16 protein-coding genes are annotated in these 16,790 nt (G+C 46.2%); 3 read left to right on the top strand and 13 right to left on the bottom strand.

Features of this window, described 5'->3' with window-relative positions:
* Positions 1-9: 9 nt before the first annotated feature.
* Together OCV11_RS03725 and dnaQ are read right to left on the bottom strand one after the other, a co-directional pair.
* On the bottom strand, positions 10-1,263 hold the full coding sequence (locus tag OCV11_RS03725) for a TIGR03503 family protein (RefSeq protein WP_261895082.1): 1,254 nt from the start codon (positions 1,261-1,263) through the stop codon (positions 10-12).
* Between the two features lie 8 nt (positions 1,264-1,271).
* Positions 1,272-2,006: a DNA polymerase III subunit epsilon gene (dnaQ, locus tag OCV11_RS03720; protein ID WP_261895080.1), complete on the bottom strand. Its 735-nt coding sequence runs from the start codon at positions 2,004-2,006 to the stop codon at positions 1,272-1,274.
* A 56-nt stretch (positions 2,007-2,062) separates the two neighbouring features.
* Between dnaQ and rnhA the strand changes: the two genes are divergently transcribed.
* Positions 2,063-2,527: a ribonuclease HI gene (gene rnhA / locus OCV11_RS03715; RefSeq protein WP_261895078.1), complete on the top strand. Its 465-nt coding sequence runs from the start codon at positions 2,063-2,065 to the stop codon at positions 2,525-2,527.
* Between the two features lie 37 nt (positions 2,528-2,564).
* Here the strand turns inward: rnhA and OCV11_RS03710 are convergent, their stop codons facing one another.
* On the bottom strand, positions 2,565-3,314 hold the full coding sequence (locus OCV11_RS03710; RefSeq protein WP_261895077.1) for a class I SAM-dependent methyltransferase: 750 nt from the start codon (positions 3,312-3,314) through the stop codon (positions 2,565-2,567).
* Between the two features lie 37 nt (positions 3,315-3,351).
* On the opposite strand from OCV11_RS03710, the gene gloB reads away from it, so the two are divergent.
* Positions 3,352-4,110 carry a hydroxyacylglutathione hydrolase gene (gene gloB / locus OCV11_RS03705; protein ID WP_261895076.1) on the top strand — a complete coding sequence of 253 codons (759 nt, stop codon included), beginning with the start codon at positions 3,352-3,354 and terminating at the stop codon, positions 4,108-4,110.
* 72 nt (positions 4,111-4,182) lie between these two features.
* On the top strand, positions 4,183-5,760 hold the full coding sequence (locus OCV11_RS03700) for a LysM peptidoglycan-binding domain-containing protein (RefSeq protein ID WP_261895075.1): 1,578 nt from the start codon (positions 4,183-4,185) through the stop codon (positions 5,758-5,760).
* 81 nt (positions 5,761-5,841) lie between these two features.
* On the opposite strand, the gene OCV11_RS03695 is transcribed toward OCV11_RS03700, so the two are convergent.
* The 10 genes from OCV11_RS03695 to fabZ all read right to left on the bottom strand — a co-directional run bounded on the left by OCV11_RS03695 (position 5,842) and on the right by fabZ (position 16,727).
* Positions 5,842-6,699 (bottom strand): endonuclease/exonuclease/phosphatase family protein, encoded by an 858-nt coding sequence (locus tag OCV11_RS03695; protein ID WP_261895074.1) that lies wholly within the window; start codon positions 6,697-6,699, stop codon positions 5,842-5,844.
* 104 nt (positions 6,700-6,803) lie between these two features.
* The gene (glnB, locus tag OCV11_RS03690) at positions 6,804-7,142 is read right to left on the bottom strand and encodes a nitrogen regulatory protein P-II (RefSeq protein WP_068712407.1); all 339 of its coding nucleotides are present in this window, start codon (positions 7,140-7,142) and stop codon (positions 6,804-6,806) included.
* 108 nt (positions 7,143-7,250) lie between these two features.
* Positions 7,251-7,562, bottom strand: coding sequence for a c-type cytochrome (locus tag OCV11_RS03685; protein ID WP_261895073.1), 312 nt, complete (start codon positions 7,560-7,562; stop codon positions 7,251-7,253).
* 26 nt (positions 7,563-7,588) lie between these two features.
* Positions 7,589-8,914, bottom strand: coding sequence for a tRNA lysidine(34) synthetase TilS (gene tilS / locus OCV11_RS03680; protein ID WP_261895072.1), 1,326 nt, complete (start codon positions 8,912-8,914; stop codon positions 7,589-7,591).
* Between the two features lie 146 nt (positions 8,915-9,060).
* The gene (gene accA / locus OCV11_RS03675; RefSeq protein WP_261895071.1) at positions 9,061-10,020 is read right to left on the bottom strand and encodes an acetyl-CoA carboxylase carboxyl transferase subunit alpha; all 960 of its coding nucleotides are present in this window, start codon (positions 10,018-10,020) and stop codon (positions 9,061-9,063) included.
* A 44-nt stretch (positions 10,021-10,064) separates the two neighbouring features.
* Positions 10,065-13,544 (bottom strand): DNA polymerase III subunit alpha, encoded by a 3,480-nt coding sequence (gene dnaE / locus OCV11_RS03670; protein WP_261895070.1) that lies wholly within the window; start codon positions 13,542-13,544, stop codon positions 10,065-10,067.
* Between the two features lie 69 nt (positions 13,545-13,613).
* On the bottom strand, positions 13,614-14,231 hold the full coding sequence (rnhB, locus tag OCV11_RS03665; RefSeq protein WP_261895069.1) for a ribonuclease HII: 618 nt from the start codon (positions 14,229-14,231) through the stop codon (positions 13,614-13,616).
* A 1-nt stretch (position 14,232) separates the two neighbouring features.
* Positions 14,233-15,375, bottom strand: coding sequence for a lipid-A-disaccharide synthase (lpxB, locus tag OCV11_RS03660; RefSeq protein ID WP_261895068.1), 1,143 nt, complete (start codon positions 15,373-15,375; stop codon positions 14,233-14,235).
* A 130-nt stretch (positions 15,376-15,505) separates the two neighbouring features.
* Positions 15,506-16,294 (bottom strand): acyl-ACP--UDP-N-acetylglucosamine O-acyltransferase, encoded by a 789-nt coding sequence (gene lpxA, locus OCV11_RS03655; RefSeq protein ID WP_261895067.1) that lies wholly within the window; start codon positions 16,292-16,294, stop codon positions 15,506-15,508.
* A 1-nt stretch (position 16,295) separates the two neighbouring features.
* Positions 16,296-16,727 carry a 3-hydroxyacyl-ACP dehydratase FabZ gene (gene fabZ / locus OCV11_RS03650; protein ID WP_261896219.1) on the bottom strand — a complete coding sequence of 144 codons (432 nt, stop codon included), beginning with the start codon at positions 16,725-16,727 and terminating at the stop codon, positions 16,296-16,298.
* Positions 16,728-16,790 lie beyond the last annotated feature (63 nt).

Below are 16,790 nucleotides of genomic sequence, written 5' to 3'. Positions count from 1 at the left end.
TGGCTAAAACTATTTTTTCTTCGGCATATCGAGTTGCATTTCCGGTTGCATCGCTTTTTTCGCTTTCACTTTACGAATCACAAACCAAGCAACCAATCCAAGGACAATCACAACCACGTTACCGATAATGATGTACATCACCCGGCTTTTACGCGCTTCTTCTCGCGCTAACAGCATGTCTTTTTCTTGCTGCTCTTTACGCTGCATTTCCGCTTCTTTTTCTCGCATCAAGCGGGTTTGTTCCAAATCGATTTCATTAACAATACTGTAAGTATGTTCATTGAGAGGGAAAACCAGCGAGCGCCCCGATGCCAAGTCATTGGTATATAGGGTGCCACTCCAAGAGTACTGCCCTAATTCACCACTGTTGGGAATATTCACCGAGACTTTCAAATCCTCTTTATCTGCTTGCCCATCGTAATACGCTGTCGCCCCTTGGGCATCTTTATGCGCGATTTGTGTTGCAAGAGATCCTGGCGTCACCATACCCTGTTCGCCACTGATAACGATTTGATGTGGCTGTCCTGCTACTCGGGACTGAATGAAAGTTGTCGAGTAAGGCGCCGGATAAACCAACACTTCTTGCTCTTGAGCTCGTAAAAAGACTCCATTACCCGTGGTAATGCGAACACGGTACTTGCCTGGCTCAGAATGAATTTTGAGAGCGACCGTAAATTCCCCATCACCGGCTTTTTCGTCTAGCCCTTTGCCATCATCAGTAAACTCACCCAGCACATCAGGAATAGGACGCGCTTCTTTGACTAACGCTTCTTCGTTTTCGATGTATTTGGTAAAGGTGACTTTGAGGTGAACTTTATCGAGAAACTCACGAATCTGTAGCGGCTTACCATCTGAAGTTAAGCGCGCAGTAAACTTAATTTCTTCGCCTTGATACAAACGAGCGGGAAAGGTATCAGAGGCCAATTTGAGGTTGGAAATGAGTTTGATGTGGTTTTTGGGCGTGACTTTACCCACCGCTTGCCAAGGTCCGGGCATCGGATGTTCCACAGAAATGATGTCCATCGAGGACTCTTCGTACCAACGAACGTTTTCAGGCACTTTCCACGCATAGTATTTTTTGCCATCTGGACGCACTAACACCACCGGACGAGAATTATTCGCTCGGTAGATGACAAATGTAATTTGCTCTATGCTCGGATCCACTCGAAAGCGGTTATCTAACAGAGACATAGTGGACTCACTGGCCGCCCAAACATGGATACTCGCCAATAAGGCTAACGTACCCATCAAAACCTTCCACATAGACTCTCCTACTGTCCCCAGAGGCTATTACTCACTAACCCTAATCGTTCCTCATGTGCTTGTATTTCATCGGCCGTTGCATGCAAAACCTTTAATGGTTTTCGTTCGGTAGTAACTCGTTTTATAGAGTTTGCTCCCATTTCTCCCGAAGCAGAACCAGACGCCGCAAACTGCATCGACGTTTGGCCGCCGGTCATTAATAGGTATACATCCGCAAGGATTTCCGCATCGAGCAATGCCCCGTGCAGAGTACGATGAGAGTTATCGATGCCATAGCGCTCACATAACACATCCAAGTTGTTACGTTTACCAGGGAAGATCTTCTTCGCCATCGCCAAGGTATCGGTAACTTTGCAGATATCTGCGGTTTTTACCGATGTATTACCAAGTTTGCCAAACTCATAATCCATGAAACCCACGTCGAAGGGCGCGTTATGGGCAACTAATTCAGCGCCTTTAATGAAATCAAGAAACTCTTCATGCACGTCTCGATATTCTGGTTTATCTACCAAGAATTCATCGGTAATACCGTGGACATCGATCGCCTCTTCCTGAATCAAACGATCCGGTTTTAAGTAGACGTGAAAATGCTTACCGGTCAGTTTGCGGTTAATGATTTCAACCGCACCGATCTCAATAATTCGGTGGCCTTCGTAGTGTGGACCGCCTTCGCGGTTCATACCTGTGGTTTCCGTATCGAGTACGACGATACGGCTGTATTCGGAATTGATGCTAGTATTCATTAGGATATCTATGTCAGACTATGCCAATTGTGTGCGTAAACCAATAGTATCAAATCATGAAGAAACTGGTGGAAATTTTCACTGATGGTTCCTGTTTAGGCAACCCGGGACCGGGCGGCTACGGCGTTGTTATGCGCTATAAACAGACCGAAAAAACGCTAGCTAAAGGCTATAAACTCACTACTAACAACAGGATGGAGATGTTGGCAGCCATTGTGGCTTTGCAAACACTCAAAGAGTCCTGCACGGTAAAAATAACTACCGATAGCCAATATGTGCGTCAAGGCATCACACAATGGATTCATAACTGGAAAAAACGCGATTGGAAAACCGCAGATAAAAAACCAGTTAAAAATGCTGACCTTTGGAAACTGTTAGACCAAGAAACTCAGCGTCATGACATTGAGTGGCATTGGGTAAAAGGTCATGCGGGCCATCGTGAAAACGAATTGTGTGATGAGTTAGCTCGCACTGCAGCCAGCAATCCAACCGAAGAAGATACCGGTTACCAACCTAGCTAAGCTCAGATCCCACTAAAGGTAGAGCTAACTTTACGACCTAACTGCGCGGCGGGCATTCTCCATCGTCTTTTAATCGATAATTGATCCCTACTGGATAAAAACGCCGTTTAAAGCGCCAGTGGGGTTTAATCGGTTGTAACGGATAGGTACGCTTGCGCGCCACGATAAAATAGAGGCAGCCGAAACCGGAAGCCCACTCACCCAACGAGTTTTCTAACCAAGTCCATACGGTGCGGTATTTATAGATCGGAAAGACGGCGTATTGTTCACAATCCACCACTTGATAATTGAGCAGCCCTAACCAGTCTTTGACTCGATTAGGGGTAAACATGCGCCCACTCCACGGCAGATTATTTTTACGCCACGGCATCAGTCGTGCTAACCCCATCCAACTGACAGGATTAAATCCAGTAATGATCAGACAGCCATCATCTATCAGAACTCTGTCAACCTCACGCAATAAACGGTGCGGGTCGTTACAGTAGTCGAGCTGATGGGATAAGATGACCGCATCTATACTTTTTTCGAGAAACGGTAATTCATAACCATCAGCGATCACGGTATGCAGAGGGTTTTCAATATCCATATGCACTTGGTGTTGAATATTGCAGTGACTGCTGGCAAGCTCACAGCTTAATCCACCCAATTTGAGCAAGTGGTAGCCAAACAGTTTTGGGCTCCACTCATCAAGGCGCATTTGAATGGACTCACTAACCCACTGTCCATTTTTCAGTTGGGCCCAAGAATGAGGCTGTTCAATTTTTCTTTTGCTGCGTGCTGGTTTCATTGCTAACTCGTTTCACCTAGGCGACTGGAGATAACTCATGTTACATATCAAAAGCATACCTGCATTTAACGATAATTACATCTGGCTGATTCAAAATAGCGATCAGCGTTGTGCTATTGTCGATCCCGGCGATGCTGCCCCTGTGCTTCGTTACTTAGAAGAGCACCAATTGACCCCAGAAGCCATCTTAATTACGCATCACCATCATGATCATATTGGCGGCGTGCCTGATTTAGTCCACCATTTCCCACACCTAAATGTAGTCGGACCGAAAAATGAGCCAATTCCAACGCTGACTCATCCGGTAGAAGACGGCAATCAAATTGAACTTTTTGGTGAACTTTTTACCGTATTAGATCTGCCAGGCCATACTTTAGGCCATGTCGGTTATGTTGGCGATAATAAGCTTTTTTGTGGAGATGTGTTATTCTCCGCGGGATGTGGCCGTGTTTTTGAGGGAACCATGGAGCAAATGTTTCACTCCCTTAACAAGTTGCTGACGTTACCCGACGAAACCGAGGTTTACTGTGCCCACGAGTACACCACCAGCAATATTGCGTTTGCCATGGCAATTGAGCCAGACAATCAAGAACTTAAACTCTATCGAGACGATGTTATTCGCCTCAGAGCGCAGGATAGGTCAACCCTACCTAGCACCATAAAAATCGAAAAAGCGGTCAACCCATTTTTGCGCACCCACATAACAAGTGTCGCAAAATCAGTGGCTAACCGCACATTAAATGCTGAGCCTGTGTCAGTATTTGCAGCCTTGCGCGAGTGGAAAAACGAATTTTGACGTTTTCTTACTTGTCATGATGTCAATACGACAAGTATTATCAGCAGCCATTTAGAAGAAAGGCTGTCTTACATGCGAGTACATTTCAGTTGGGTATTGGCTCTGCTGCTAGCCGGTTGTCAAATTACCCAGCCAGAGAATCAAACAACATCAGAGACAAATGGGGAACTTGCGTCTCAATCTGACAGCGCAGTGGTGCAAGCCTCTGCCACGCAGAAAAAAGACGATACCACTAAGGTAAAGAAGCCTAAGGTTATCCTACCTTCAGAGCAAGATGATGTGTGGCAGCGGATTGGTATGCAACTGAGCATTGGTATTCCGCATAATAAGTCTGTCGATTACTACCGAACGTGGTATCTCAAGCATCCCAATCATTTGCAAATCGTTGCCGAGCGTGCAAAACCGTTCCTCTATCTCATCACAACCAAGATCGAAGACCGTGGTTTACCTTTAGAGCTTGCCTTATTGCCTATCGTTGAAAGTGCCTTTGACGCCTTTGCCTATTCCCATGGCAGCGCTGCCGGTTTGTGGCAGTTTGTTCCTAGCACCGGCAAAATGTACGGTTTAGAACAGAATTTTTGGTATGACGGTCGCCGCGATGTAGATGCAGCCACGGATGCTGCATTAGATTATCTGAGCGTGTTAGGTGAGCGTTTTAACGGTGATTGGTATCAAGCCATTGCGGCCTACAATAGTGGTGGTGGTCGAATTTCCAGTGCCATTCGTAAAAACCAACGCCTTGGTAAACCAACCGATTTCTTCTCGCTCGACTTACCTGACGAAACGACAGGTTATGTACCTAAGCTTCTCGCGTTAGCCGATATCATCGCGCATCAGAAAAAATACGGGATCAGTTTACCTGAGATTCCAAACAGACCTGTGTTGCAATTGGTTGACCCAGAAGAGCAACTTGATTTAGCGATTGCGGCGAAATACGCCGGCATGACAGTGAAAGAGCTGCAAAGCTACAACCCAGCGTATAACCAATGGGCGACCTCACCAGACGGCCCTTACCAGCTGCTTATTCCCGTGGGTCGAGTGGACGAGTTTGTCGCTAATGTCGATAAACATCGTGGTTCTGGCATGAAGCTTATCCGCTACCAAGTGGAGTCAGGCGATACGCTAAGCGTGATTGCGCAAAAACATAACACCACCACCAAAGTGATTCAGACGGCTAACAGCCTCACGGGCAACACGATTCGTGTCGGCCAATATCTGATGATTCCAACCGCGGTGAAAGATGACAAGGCGTATGCGCTTACCGCCAGCAACCGTCTAGCGAAATTGCAATCACTCGCTCGTGGTCAATACAAAATTGATCACACGGTACGTGATGGTGAAAGTTTATGGACCATTGCTCGCTCCAACAACGTTCCTTATCGTTCATTAGCGAAATGGAATGGCATGAGCCCAATCGACACCCTGCGCGTAGGGCAAAAACTGGTGATTTGGAAAACCAGTTCCGATGGTGCTATTATCCGCACCGTATTCTACGAAGTACGTAATGGCGATACCTTAAGTGACATTGCTAACCGCTTTAAAGTGAAAACGGGCGATATCATTGAGTGGAACGAAATGTCCAACCAGAAATATTTACAACCGGGGCAAAAGCTCAAGTTGTATGTCGATGTAACCAAAGTGAGCGTTTAAGCTCAGTTAGTTATCTTGCACAGAATCGAAAAGAGTCTCCCATGAGACTCTTTTTTATTATCTGAATTAAGTTGAACCTGATTAATGGCGCTTTGCGGGCAGGGTAAACGACACCAACATCGGATTATGATCGGAAGCTTCTGTCTTCGGCACTTGAGCACTTCTCAAGGTCAATCCGCGATAAAAAACATGGTCTAGCGGGAGGCCGTTAAAAAAGGTAATACGATTATCCGGTTCAAATGCCACTTCCCGTAAGCCAATTTCCGACAGTGCATGGGTTAACACATGCATTCGGCGAGAACTCCAACTATTAAAATCCCCAGCCAGAATAATCGGCCCACGATGATGAGCTAATCGATCCAGTAAACGATTTAACTGCGCTTCATACTCAGCAGTACCATAAGTAAAGTTAACCGCATGAAGATTAACGCTCGCTAAAGTCTCTCCAGAGCTCAGTGGATATTCGGCATAGATGCCTGATTTAGGAAGGCGTAGCCAAGGCTCTACCTCAGTGTAGGCGCAAGCTAAACTTGGCATCAGTTTAGACAGGTTAAGCACCCCGGTAGACTCACCTAAGACACGAAACGCGTTAGCCTGCGCACCATCCCAGTTGTGTTGAGAAATCCATTGTTTGAGCGGTTCATTCATACTGGCTTCTTGCAGCAATAGCAGATCAGCCTCAGAGCTATAACCGGTTAAAGCATCAGACCATGCAGCGCGGTTTTGCTTATAAATGTTCCACACCAGAAGATTGAGCTCGCCATCGCGATCCAACGTCTGTTGCGGATGGCCTTGGTAACAAACGAGAGGCTGTTCTTCCCCTTCTTCATTAACCGTCAATAATTGGGGATGCTTGGGGACAGAGAAAATAGTAAGGAAACTGCTAACCCCCGAGCCAATTAACAGCAAGCTGGAAAAGAATAAGTAGCGTTTTCTCATACGTTTTTTCACTATAAAAAAAGGAGCATTGGCTCCTTGTTTTTCAATGGTTTTAACAGTGGAGTGGCGTCAATCCACCACTCCATACAACCGAATTGATTCGACTAGATCGCGTCTTCGTCTTCTTCACCAGTACGGATACGCACGACACGCTCCACTTCGGTGATGAAGATTTTACCGTCACCAATCTTGCCAGTTTGGGCAACTTCGATGATGGTGTCAACACACTGTTCCACTACGTCATCGGAGACCACGATTTCCAGTTTCACTTTTGGTAGAAAGTCCACCATGTATTCAGCACCACGGTAAAGTTCAGTATGACCTTTTTGACGACCAAACCCTTTCACTTCAGACACAGTCATACCGGTAATACCAACATCAGCCAATGCTTCACGGACATCATCAAGTTTGAACGGTTTGATGATCGCTTCAATTTTTTTCATGTTCGTCCCTTACACTTCATACACTTGCCGGCATTATTATCTAGCCATAGCAAACAATCAATGAAAAAGCCGGACTGATGCATATGCATTCAATCTGACTGAGAATACTTACTTCATGTTAGCAAAATAAGCGGCGATATTTTCAATATCTTCATAACTAAGAATCGACATCTGCGCCTGCATCATACTGGCCATACCGCCAGTGCGTTGCTTGTTTTTATACGCTTGCATCGACATGACTAAATATTGTTCGTTTTGACCTTTAAGGCTTGGATAGCCAGGAATAATCGCAACCCCATTAGCGCCATGACAGGCAACACAACTAGCGGCTTTTTTCTGACCCGCAGCTTCGTCTGCTGCCATAACCTGCCCAGCGAAAAATACACTAGCCAAAACACATACTAACGAGAACCCTCTCATTGCTTCACCTTGTTATTCTATATTTGTTAAGAGTTTGCCATGAACTTCTCAGATTTATCCCAGATGAGCTCACAATCTTTGCCATTAAAATCACGGCTAATAAATAAACCCACCACCGCCACGACCTTATCATCACACATCACGATCGGCAGTTGTCTACGTTGCCAACTTGGCACACCATATTCTTGATATAACTTTTTCAATTTACGACTGCCACTACGGCCAACCGGGCATGCAGATAAACCACTGGGATCAAAGACGACGGTAAAAGAGTGATGCCCTTCAGGTAGGCTAAGCGTATTATTTTCTCCAGCGGCTAAACGCAAAGTGCCGAGCGAGTCGGGTAACCTCAACGTCTGGTTCATGTTGAGCGTAGCACGCCAACTCGAAAAATCTTTCTCAGTTTCAATACAATACAAACGTTGCTGAAAACGACGAACCTGATATTTACCCAACTGCAGCTTGGGATTGGCATCTTGCTGAGCTAACGCGACTTCATGCCAAATCATATCGGTATGTTGGCGGCTCGGCATCGGCACCTTAAGCTGCTGAAGCCATTGTCGCAGCAGTTGTCCACGCACCAATGCTGAACAAGAGTCGAGAACGTCCACAGACAAACTGTTATCCGCATTTAGCGCCAATTGCAGCTTTTCTTGCAACAACTCAGTTAATAGCGCCTCTTGCGCTGCGCACAACTCCGCACTACGTTGAATCGCTTGATAGAATCCTGGCCACCGCTTCGTTAAGGTTGGCGTAACATGATGGCGTAAAAAATTACGGTCAAAGCGCGTATCTTGGTTACTTTCATCTTCCACCCAGCTTAATTGAGCTTGCTGGGCATACGCTTCAATGGCAGCACGTGTCACTGTCAGTAATGGACGCAATAACTGCCCTTGAGCAAAATTACCGTGAGCAGCCATCGAGGCCAACCCCTTAGGACCGCTACCACGCTTAAGTGCCAGCAGGAAAGTTTCCACTTGATCATCCGCATGTTGCCCAAGCAGCATGAGGGTTTGAGAATCAACATGTTTGGCAAGCGCGGCATAACGTGCATCACGAGCCAACTGCTCTAAGCTCTCACCAGAATCACTCGATAAGGTGACACGTTCAACGCACACCTCAATTCCCGCTTGCGCTCCCCACTCTTGGCACTGCGCTGCCCACTCATTGGCATGCGCACTTAAACCATGATGAACATGCACTGCAACGCAAGGAATCGCATGTTGCTCACGATAGCGAGCGACAAGATGCAACAGCACTCGTGAGTCCACCCCACCGCTAAAAGCCACCACTAAGCGAGCAGGCTTAAGCTCATCAAGTTGACGCGCAACATCTGCATATAAGTCATTCATGGTTAAGGAATCCAACGAGAAAACAGAAGAAGTTTACCGCTTCGCTAGCCAAACCAAAAGAGCTGGGAAAAAGCAAAGCACGGAAAAACAAAAGGGCTAGCCGCAGCTAACCCTCTTTCCACTTATTAAACACCTAGACTAGGTGATTAACAGTAACCGTAGTTCATCAAACGTTGGTAACGACGATCAAGAAGATCATTGGTTTCCAACTTATCGAGGTCGGCTAACTGGCGAATCAAAGTCGCTTTCATGTTGGCTGCAGTCAATGCGTGGTCGCGATGCGCGCCGCCTAGTGGCTCTTCAATGATTTCATCAATCAATTCAAGCTCTTTTAGACGAGGAGCAATCAGACCCATGGCTTCAGCAGCTTGTGGTGCTTTTTCAGAATCACGCCAAAGAATCGATGCACAACCTTCTGGAGAGATGACTGAGTAAGTTGAGAATTGCAGCATATTCACGTAGTCACCCACGCCAATCGCTAGTGCACCGCCTGAACCGCCTTCACCAACAACGTTACAGATAACAGGCACTTTAAGGCCAGCCATCACTTTAAGGTTGGTTGCGATCGCTTCAGATTGACCACGTTCTTCAGCGCCCACACCTGGGTAAGCACCAGCAGTATCGATGAAAGTAATGATTGGCATATTGAAACGCTCAGCCATTTCCATCAAACGTTTTGCTTTACGGTAACCTTCAGGTTTTGGCATACCAAAGTTGCGTTTCACTTTTTCACGAGTTTCACGACCTTTTTGGTGACCAATAACAATCACAGGACGACCATCTAGACGAGCCATACCACCAACGATAGCTTTATCATCAGCAAAAGCACGGTCACCAGCAAGTTCATCAAATTCGGTAAACATGTTTTTGATGTAATCTAGCGTGTAAGGACGCTGTGGATGACGAGCAAGTTGAGCAACTTGCCATGCACCTAAATCACCAAAAATCTTTTTCTTAAGCTCTAAGCTTTTCTTTTCTAACTGTTCGATCTCTTTTTCAAGATCTACTGAAGCATCACCGCCGTGACGAGATACATCACGAAGCGCCTGAATTTTAGCTTCCAGTTCTACGATAGGTTTTTCAAAATCGAGAAAATTTAGGCTCATCTAACGATCCTTTTCTATTCAACTGGCACAATACCGTTGAATTTTTAGTTAAATTCGAGTTCTACCTGGTCTTGACCAAGTAGCTGTTTTAATTCATCTAACAATGTATCGTTTGGCGTCACACGCCACTCAGTACCGAGTGCGAGTCGCGCTCTTGCATCTGCACGCTGGTAATATACATTGACAGGTACCGTCCCTGCTCGGTGAGGCTCTAATATCTGACTAAAGCGCTCAAAAAACTGCTCATCAATTTGCGATTGTGCAATCGATAGTGACAAGCTTCGGGCATATTTTTCTCGTGCGCTGCCCAAGTCCATGACTTCACGCGCGGACATTTTAAGACCACCATTGAAGTCATCAAAGCTGACCTGTCCAGAAATCACCAAAATTTTGTCTTTTTCTAACAGTTCAGCGTAACGATCGAGCGCATCGGAGAACAACATCACCTCCATTCGACCTGAACGGTCATCAAGAGTCATGAGTCCAATCCGAGAACCTTTCTTGGTTGTCATCACACGAGCAGATATCACCAACCCAGCCACTGTCAAAGATTGATCACGGCGAGTTGGTACGGCTTCATTTAATCGACAACTGACGTAATGAGTCAGTTCTTTTAAATATTCATTAATTGGGTGACCGGTTAAGTATAGACCGAGTGTTTCTCGTTCTCCTTCCAACCACACCTTCTCTGGCCAAGGTGGAACTTGAGTGTATTTCTGCTCCACTTCTTCAGGCGCATCGGTTAATACCCCAAACATGTCGGTTTGACCGAATGCTTCTGCTTGGTGATATTGGCTGGCTGATTTCACTGCATCATCGAGCGATGCCATCATGGCCGCACGATGCGGACCTAGTCGATCCAACGCACCTGCCAGTATCAATTTTTCCAAAACACGTTTGTTAACACGTTTTAAATCAATACGGGCGCAGAAATCAAACAGGTCCTTAAAATACCCGCCTTCGTTGCGCGCTTCAAGAATCGCTTCAATCGGACCTTCACCCACACCTTTTATCGCGCCGATACCATACACGATCGCGCCATCATCGTCGACGTTAAAGCGATATAAACCCTTGTTTATGTCGGGTGGCAGCACAGTTAGCCCCATCCGTATACACTCATCAACAAGGCCTACCACTTTTTCGGTATTATCCATATCAGCGGTCATTACCGCTGCCATGAACTCAGCAGGATAGTGTGTTTTCAACCACAGGGTCTGATACGAAACCAAAGCATAGGCTGCAGAGTGCGATTTGTTAAAGCCATAACCGGCGAATTTCTCCACCAAGTCAAAGATCTTCATCGCCAATTCGCCGTCGACGCCGTTATTCTCTGCACCCGATTGGAAGACCGCACGCTGCTTTGCCATCTCTTCTGGCTTTTTCTTACCCATCGCACGGCGCAGCATATCCGCGCCACCCAAGGTATAGCCAGCCAGAACCTGAGCAATCTGCATAACCTGTTCTTGATACAGGATGATGCCGTAGGTCGGCTCCAAAATCTCTTTTAACGACGCATGCTGCCATTTTTCATCTGGGTAGGAGATCTCTTCCAAACCGTGTTTACGGTCGATAAAGTTATCCACCATGCCCGATTGCAAAGGCCCAGGACGGAACAGCGCCACCAATGCGATGATGTCTTCAAAACAGTCAGGTTGCAGACGTTTAATCAGCTCTTTCATCCCACGTGATTCCAACTGGAATACGGCCGTGGTTTCCGATTTTTTCAACACGGTAAATGACGCATGGTCATCAAGTGGAATCGACTCAATGCGAACCGGAGGTAGCCCTTTTTTCTCTTGGCGAGGGTTAATCAGCCCCAGAGCCCAATCGATAATGGTTAGGGTACGTAACCCCAAGAAGTCAAACTTCACCAGCCCCGCATATTCCACGTCACTTTTATCGAACTGAGTAACCGGATGGTTACCTTCAGCATCGCAATAAATAGGCGCGAAATCGGTAATAGTGGTTGGCGAGATCACCACACCACCAGCGTGTTTACCCGCATTTCGGGTACAACCTTCAAGAATACGACACATGTCGATGAGTTCTTTCACTTCCTCATCGGCTTCGTAGAGTTCACCTAACGCCGGTTCTGCTTTGAATGCCTTTTCCAACGTCATGCCCGGATCGGGTGGAATCAATTTAGAAATGCGGTCACAGAAACCAAAAGGATGACCTAGCACGCGGCCCACATCGCGAATTACCGCTTTTGCCGCCATCGTACCAAAGGTGATGATCTGTGATACCGCATCACGGCCATACATCTCAGCAACGTGGTCAATCACCTTATCGCGTTTATCCATACAGAAGTCGACGTCAAAGTCGGGCATGGAAACACGTTCTGGGTTAAGGAAACGTTCGAACAGCAAGTCGTATTCAAGCGGATCCAAATCGGTGATTTTCAGTGAATAGGCCACCAATGAACCGGCGCCTGAACCACGACCGGGTCCCACTGGGATATCGTTATCTTTTGACCACTGGATGAACTCCATCACGATCAAGAAGTAACCTGGGAACCCCATCTGGTTGATTACGCCCAGTTCGATTTCCAAACGTTCATCGTATGGCGGACGACGTTCAGCCCGAACTTGCGGATCGGGGAACAAGAATTCTAAGCGTTCTTCCAATCCATGATGGGCTTTCTTAACCAGGAACTCTTCAATTTCCATCCCTTCGGTTGGAAAGTTTGGCAGGAAGTATTCGCCCAGACGTACAGTTACGTTACAACGTTTAGCGATTTCAACACTGTTTTGTAGCGCTTCAGGAATATCGGCAAACAGCTCACACATTTCCTCTTCACTACGAAGGTACTGCTGTGGACTGTAATTTTTTGGTCGACGAGGGTCGTCTAAGGTATAGCCATCATGAATCGCCACGCGAATTTCATGCGCTTCAAAAAGATCTTCAGTTAAAAACACCACGTCGTTGGTTGCCACGACCGGAAGATCATTTTGCTGCGCTACTTGCAGCGCAAAGTGCAGATACGCTTCTTCATCGGCGCGCCCTGTTCGGGTCAACTCGAGATAGAAGTTATCTTTGAAATGGGTTTGATAGAATTGAACACATTGCTGAGCTAAAGCGTTATTGCCTTTAAGCAAAGCTCGGCCAACTTCCCCCCATTTACCACCAGACAGCACAATCAACCCTGGAGCATATTCAATCAACCACTCTTTATCGATAACCGGTTGATGTTGGATATGTCCGCGTAAATAGGCTTTAGAGATCAATAAAGTAAGGTTTTTGTACCCAACGTTATCTTTGGCCAGAATAGTTAACTTGGTGAGCTCTTCGCCAAACTCGTCAGAACGCATTGAAAAGTCGGCACCAACAATAGCCTTAACCCCATTGCTGTTCGCATTGCCATAAAATTTCACCAAACCACACAAGTTTGTAAAATCGGTCAATGCCATCGCTGGCATGCCCATTTCAGCCACTTTTTTCACCAGTGGAGGGACTTTTCCTAGACCATCCACCATGGAATAGTCACTGTGAATACGTAAGTGGATAAACCTTGGGTCAGACATTCAATTCTATCCTAGTTACCTTGTGTTCAAATTGCTCATCAGGAGAACGTTCCCCTGATGAGGTCAAAATCATAAACCGAGTGCGCGTTTCACTGGACCAAAACTTTTACGGTGTTGGTCAATCACACCATGTTTTTCAATCGCTTCAAAATGCGCTTTAGTCGGATAACCTTTATGTTGGGCAAAGCCAAACTGCGGATACGCTTTATCCAACTCTTCCATCTCGTGGTCACGGATAACTTTCGCAATGATCGAGGCAGCACTGATTTGTGCCACGCGCATATCCCCTTTCACGACGGCTTGGGCGTCCATTGGTAAAGCAGGTGTTTTATTACCGTCAACCAGCACCAAATCGGGCTGAATCTTTAAACCAGCCACAGCGCGCTGCATCGCCACCATCGTCGCTTGAAAAATATTCAGTTCATCGATCTCTTGTGGCGAACAACGACCTACCGCCCAAGCTAACGCTTTTTCTTGGATCTCAGGGAAAAGTGCCAGACGTTTCTTCTCTGACAATTTCTTAGAGTCATTTAATCCTTCAATCGGATTATTCGGATCCAAAATCACAGCAGCAGTCACAACATCACCCACTAGTGGGCCACGACCGACTTCATCAACACCGGCAATCAATGCATAGCCAGTGGGAATCTCAAATGGAGGTAATTCTTTTACAGGAGCTTTCGCCATGTTACGCATTCTCTACTAACTTGAGCACTGCATTCGCCGCTTGAACATCAGCGTCTTTGCGAATCCAATGGTGCATTTCATCAAACTTATCCAGCATAGGCTGGTTGTCTTCATCCAGTAAACGGCACACTTCTGCGTACAGATTATCGACGGTGCAATCGTCTTGCAAAAGCTCTTTCACCAATAGTTGGTCCGCCAAAATATTGGGTAAAGAGACATACTTAGTCTTCAATAAGCGTTTGGCAAGAAATGCGGTAAACCCATTCACGCGATAACCCACTACCATCGGACGTTTCAGCAACATACACTCAAGCGCGACAGTACCTGACGCGAGCATCACCGCGTCGGATGCAGCAATCACATTACGCGCCGTGTCATCCACTAGGGTAAATTCAAGTTCAGGAGCCACTTGCTGACGAATTTCTTCAAACTCAGCTCGTCGCTTAGCGTTAACCAGTGCCACCACAAATTGCAATTCAGGGTGCGTTGCACGTAAACGCTGGCAAGTACGAATAAATGGCTCCGCCAATTTTTTCATCTCACCGCCGCGGCTCCCAGGTAGAACAGCCAGCCATTGTTTATCTTGCGCTAAGCCGAGCAGTTGGCGTGCTTGCTGTTTATCGGTATGAAAAGGAATGGCATCAGCCAAGGTATGGCCGATAAATTCACAAGGCACATTGAAGCGATCGTAAAATTCTTTTTCAAAGGGCAAAAAGGCGAGCACCAAATTCGTCGCTGCGGCAATTTTATAGATGCGCTTTTGACGCCATGCCCAAACCGATGGACTGACGTAATGAACAGTTTTAATCCCCGCCTGTTTGAGATCGAGTTCAAGGCGCAAGTTAAAATCTGGCGCATCAATGCCGACAAACACATCAGGAGGATTTTGGGTAAAATAGCGAACGAGTTCAGCTTTCACTTTTAAGAGGCGTGGTAAACGACCTAACACTTCAACCAAGCCCATGACAGCCAACTCTTCCATATCGAAAAGAGATTGGCATCCTTGGGAGATCATTTTAGGGCCGCCAATACCGACAAATTCAGCATTAGGATAACGCGCTTTTACCGCTTGAATGAATCCCTCGCCTAACGTATCTCCAGATAACTCACCGGCGACAATACCGATACGCAGTGGTCTCTCCACGTTTTTATCCTCTTGATCAATGCTCTGTCCGATTTTATGGAAAAGCACTTCGTAAAGTGACATTCCATAAAAATGGAAAAGATCGCTACCCGAAAATAGCGATCTCTTGCTTCATTAACTTTGGCAAAAATTAACGAATGATGCCGCGTTTTGAATCTTCAAGGAAGTCCAAGAAACGCTGTACGACTGGGAATTCGCTTGCATCTTTGGCAATTTCCGCTTTCGCTTCTTCCAAAGTAATACCAGCGCGATAGATCGCTTTGTATGCGCGGCGAATCGCGTGGATTTCTGCTTTTTCGAAACCACGACGTTTCAAGCCTTCGATATTAATACCGAACGGCGCACAGTGGTTACCTTGTGCCATCACGTAAGGAGGAACGTCTTGAACCACAATTGAACCGCCGCCAAGCATCGCATGAGCGCCTACTTTACAGAACTGGTGAATGGCAGACATACCGCCAACAATCGCGTTGTCTTCAATCGTAACGTGACCAGCCAGTGTCGCGTTGTTAGCAAAAATACAACGGTTACCGACAACACAGTCATGTGCAACGTGTGCGTTGATCATAAACAAGTTATCGCTGCCAACTTGAGTGATACCGTGATCTTGAACAGTGCCACGGTGCATTGTCACACTTTCACGAATGGTATTACGATCACCAATGATCAGTTGAGTATCTTCACCTTTGTATTTCAGGTCCTGACACTCTTCACCAATGGAAGCAAATTGGAAGATACGGTTATCTTTACCAATTTTAGTTGGTCCTTTTACCACCACGTGCGACATCAGTTGAGTGCCTTCGCCAATTTCAACTTTGCTGTCTACGTAACAAAATGGACCAATTTTTACGTTGGCACCAATTACGGCACCCTCTTCTACCACCGCAGATGGATGGATTTGAGCGGTTTCATGGATCATATTAAAACTCTCGACGTGCACATTTCAGTTCAGCTGAACACACAACTTCACCGTCTACTTTTGCCGTACCATTGAATAGCGCAATACCACGGCGCTCTTTCAAAAATTCCACTTCGATGATCAGTTGATCACCTGGGGTCACTGGCTTACGGAATTTAGCATTATCAATACTAGCAAAGTAATACAGTTCATTCTCTTTTGGTGCACCAAAAGTTTTGAATGCAAGCAGACCTGTTGCTTGAGCCATAGCTTCAAGGATCAATACGCCTGGAAATACAGGAAGTTGAGGGAAATGACCAGTAAACTGAGGCTCATTCACTGAAACGTTTTTCAGACCAATCAGATACTTACCTTCTTCAAAATCCGTAACGCGATCAATCAACAAAAATGGGTAGCGATGAGGAAGAAGCGCCTGAATTTCAGTGATATTCATCGTTTTCTTTTCAGTAGTCAAAGTCATATTCCTATTCAAAAATACAGATTAAATTAAACTGCG

Source organism: Vibrio porteresiae DSM 19223 (genome assembly GCF_024347055.1).
GTDB lineage: Bacteria > Pseudomonadota > Gammaproteobacteria > Enterobacterales > Vibrionaceae > Vibrio > Vibrio porteresiae.
This window is presented reverse-complemented; position numbering and strand designations above follow the sequence as displayed.

What these genes read in the sequence shown, in the direction of transcription:
- lpxA (WP_261895067.1), bottom strand. Translation starts at nt 16,294, where the DNA reads ATGATCCATGAAACCGCTCAAATCCATCCATCTGCGGTGGTAGAAGAG.
- gloB (WP_261895076.1), top strand. Translation starts at nt 3,352, where the DNA reads ATGTTACATATCAAAAGCATACCTGCATTTAACGATAATTACATCTGG.
- tilS (WP_261895072.1), bottom strand. Translation starts at nt 8,914, where the DNA reads ATGAATGACTTATATGCAGATGTTGCGCGTCAACTTGATGAGCTTAAG.
- fabZ (WP_261896219.1), bottom strand. Translation starts at nt 16,727, where the DNA reads ATGAATATCACTGAAATTCAGGCGCTTCTTCCTCATCGCTACCCATTT.
- OCV11_RS03710 (WP_261895077.1), bottom strand. Translation starts at nt 3,314, where the DNA reads ATGAAACCAGCACGCAGCAAAAGAAAAATTGAACAGCCTCATTCTTGG.
- OCV11_RS03695 (WP_261895074.1), bottom strand. Translation starts at nt 6,699, where the DNA reads ATGAGAAAACGCTACTTATTCTTTTCCAGCTTGCTGTTAATTGGCTCG.
- glnB (WP_068712407.1), bottom strand. Translation starts at nt 7,142, where the DNA reads ATGAAAAAAATTGAAGCGATCATCAAACCGTTCAAACTTGATGATGTC.
- dnaQ (WP_261895080.1), bottom strand. Translation starts at nt 2,006, where the DNA reads ATGAATACTAGCATCAATTCCGAATACAGCCGTATCGTCGTACTCGAT.
- OCV11_RS03685 (WP_261895073.1), bottom strand. Translation starts at nt 7,562, where the DNA reads ATGAGAGGGTTCTCGTTAGTATGTGTTTTGGCTAGTGTATTTTTCGCT.
- dnaE (WP_261895070.1), bottom strand. Translation starts at nt 13,544, where the DNA reads ATGTCTGACCCAAGGTTTATCCACTTACGTATTCACAGTGACTATTCC.
- OCV11_RS03725 (WP_261895082.1), bottom strand. Translation starts at nt 1,263, where the DNA reads ATGTGGAAGGTTTTGATGGGTACGTTAGCCTTATTGGCGAGTATCCAT.
- OCV11_RS03700 (WP_261895075.1), top strand. Translation starts at nt 4,183, where the DNA reads ATGCGAGTACATTTCAGTTGGGTATTGGCTCTGCTGCTAGCCGGTTGT.
- rnhA (WP_261895078.1), top strand. Translation starts at nt 2,063, where the DNA reads ATGAAGAAACTGGTGGAAATTTTCACTGATGGTTCCTGTTTAGGCAAC.
- accA (WP_261895071.1), bottom strand. Translation starts at nt 10,020, where the DNA reads ATGAGCCTAAATTTTCTCGATTTTGAAAAACCTATCGTAGAACTGGAA.
- rnhB (WP_261895069.1), bottom strand. Translation starts at nt 14,231, where the DNA reads ATGGCGAAAGCTCCTGTAAAAGAATTACCTCCATTTGAGATTCCCACT.